Below are 2,660 nucleotides of genomic sequence, written 5' to 3' on the forward strand. Positions count from 1 at the left end.
ACTATACAAATACTGTACGTTATTCTAATATTTTCTCTTATTCCGAGAGTTGGCAATGCTCAAAGTAGCCGTACGATGTCGGTGGAAAAAATAGAGATTTGTTCTATAGGCAAAGTATTTACACCAATACAGTTGTCTCGTTTTTCATGGTTAGAGCTATGGATATCAATAGGTAGCAGAAAAAGCTATATTACAGATAAAAAGGATATTGACTGGATTATTTGCAATTTAGAACAATCATATAAGATTGAAGATTTGGATTATGATGTCTATAGTCCTGCCGTAAAAGAAATTGACGTAATCGGATTCATTGAATATAGGCCTATTACTCCCGAAATTAGAGGTATAATGCTTCTATATGTCCAGAATAATCCGTTACCCGAAATTATCTGGCTAAATATATCGACTTTTGATCGAAAATCTGCGAGATATCAATTATCCGATGATTTTTGGGAATATATACATGAGTTATGAATTAATGAATATGAGAAAGATTCTTTTTATACTATATGTTTTGTTTGGTATCATCCCTATGTATTCAAATGGACAACATGCATGGATAAATCGGGATGGTATGAAAAGTGTCATCATATATCCTCCTGTTTGTGCCGACACAACAGTTGTCATATCTGATTATAGGATTAATTTTGTAAGAAAATATTCCGGAACTAACATTAAACGGAGGATTATTAAATCGTCAGAGTCGATTGCTGAAATAATAGATTTACTTGTATCGTTGGAGTTTGTAGAGGATTTAGGATACTCTAATTCAAATCCGGCAGTGGTATTACAAGTGGATTCCCTTGGTAATCTTTTTTGGCAGTCCATTACGCCACCATTGATTGGACAGATTATACTTTATCGTGAGAACTGCTGTAATATTATATGGCTTACTACTAAAGGTGTAGAGATTGATGGTAAATTATATGCTTATTCAGATGAATTAAATTTATATTTGAGAGAAATAATACGTAAGCAAATGAATTCTAAAAGATAGAAGGGTAAACTATTATCAGTTGACAAGTCAATGTTATAATGAATGCTAAAGCGACATATTGCCTACAGCTTGCCATAGTGCTCCTGATGAGTATTTTGGGCTGGGATATGATTTTAGGGACGCTAAATTTCGTGGATTAAGATTCATTGACTAATTTTGTTGTGTGGCTAACCATAAGTCGGTCATAACAGTTGTTATGACCGACAGCGTTTTGCAAGTTATTCTTAAATTCATATTAACAACGTATGGATAAAAGTTGCGATTCCTATATGTATGGTGTTGATATCGCGCGTGCCTGCGAGGTATTGCGCGGGGGCGGCATTATATTATATCCGACCGATACGGTGTGGGGCATCGGGTGTGACGCAGCCGACAGCACTGCTGTAAGACGCATTTATGATATAAAACGCCGGGTCGACAGCAAGGCTCTGATACTCCTCGTCGCAGATGGCGACATGATGCGTGAGCATGCAGCTCCGCTGCACGACGTGGTATCGCAGATGATTGCCAATCCCGATGAACGGCCTACCACTATGGTGATTGACGGTGGCCGAGACCTGGCTCCGGAAGTGCTTGCCGCTGACGGTAGTGTAGGCATGCGCATCCCGCGCGAGGAGTTTGTCAGCGCTCTGTGCCGTGAGTTCGGACGTCCGCTTGTATCCACGTCAGCCAACGTCAGTGGAGAGCCTGCAGCGGTAAATTTTTCTGATATATCATCTTCGATAATCGAAGCGGTAGACTATGTATGCACATCGCGTCGCGACGAAGTTTCAGAGAGTTCACCCTCGAGAGTGGTAAAAATCGATTTTAACGGTCAAATTACAGTATTGCGCCCGTGACGCAGATGCAACGTCATAGACTGATATATATAACTGTCGATTTTCTTACGACGGGTGTTGCTGTATTGCTTTACAATACATTGCGCTATTATATTGATAGTGGAGTAAGGCACGGGTCCTTGTGTGAGTTTTTGTGTGATTCCAGCGTTGTACTTGAGCAGGCATTGTTCCCGATTCTTATGATAGGGATATATTGGCTGTCGGGCTACTACAATAATGTGTTTCTGAAATCGCGTTCCCAGGAGTTGGGTTGCACCATTCTATCCACTCTTGCCGGCACCTGCATCTTTTTTGCATTGGCACTGATAAACAATGACGAACACCGACGTCTGATAATTTATCTCAACACCGCATATCTGTGGGGACTTCTGTTTGTATTTGTCTATACCGGTCGCTTGATTATAACGGCATATGTGCGCCGGGAGGTTTATTCCGGAAAATGGATGCGCAACACAATGGTTGTCGGCGACGGAGAGGAGGCCGAGGCTATGGCATCGCGTCTGCGCGATGAGAGCCGCTGGAGCGGTATGCGCATACTTGGCTGTCTTTCGCCTGATGATGACTTTATGTATCAAGTGGAGATGCGCCGGCTTGACTGTCTTGTGGTGATGCCTAACGAAGGAGGCACAACTGTGGCCCTGGATATAATATGCCGCATACTACCCCTTGGTATAGATGTGCTGACACCGCCGGATCTTTATCGTATGCTTACATCTCAGATGCGTATCGACAAGATTGCCGGCGAGCCGCTGGTCAACATCGGGCATGCCCGGGTATCGGAGTCGTCATTGAATGTGAAGCGATTTTGTGATATCGTCTTAGGA

At 42.3% G+C, this 2,660-nt stretch carries 4 protein-coding genes; all 4 read left to right on the forward strand.

What is annotated here, in order from left to right; genetic code table 11:
* Nucleotides 1–474 (forward strand): hypothetical protein (locus K2I50_RS08520; protein WP_301025908.1); only part of this gene is annotated, 474 nt, incomplete at its 5' end.
* 10 nt (nt 475–484) lie between these two features.
* Entirely contained in the window at nt 485–997 is a 513-nt protein-coding gene (locus K2I50_RS08525) for a hypothetical protein (RefSeq protein WP_301025909.1), read from the forward strand.
* A gap of 245 nt (nt 998–1,242) precedes the next feature.
* Nucleotides 1,243–1,836 (forward strand): L-threonylcarbamoyladenylate synthase, encoded by a 594-nt coding sequence (locus K2I50_RS08530; RefSeq protein WP_301025910.1) that lies wholly within the window; start codon nt 1,243–1,245, stop codon nt 1,834–1,836.
* Nucleotides 1,837–2,015: 179 nt separating this feature from the next.
* Nucleotides 2,016–2,660, forward strand: a 645-nt coding sequence (locus tag K2I50_RS08535) for a nucleoside-diphosphate sugar epimerase/dehydratase (RefSeq protein WP_301025911.1), incomplete at its 3' end; no start/stop codon positions are given.

The organism is Muribaculum sp. (assembly GCF_029051885.1).
Taxonomy (GTDB): domain Bacteria; phylum Bacteroidota; class Bacteroidia; order Bacteroidales; family Muribaculaceae; genus Muribaculum.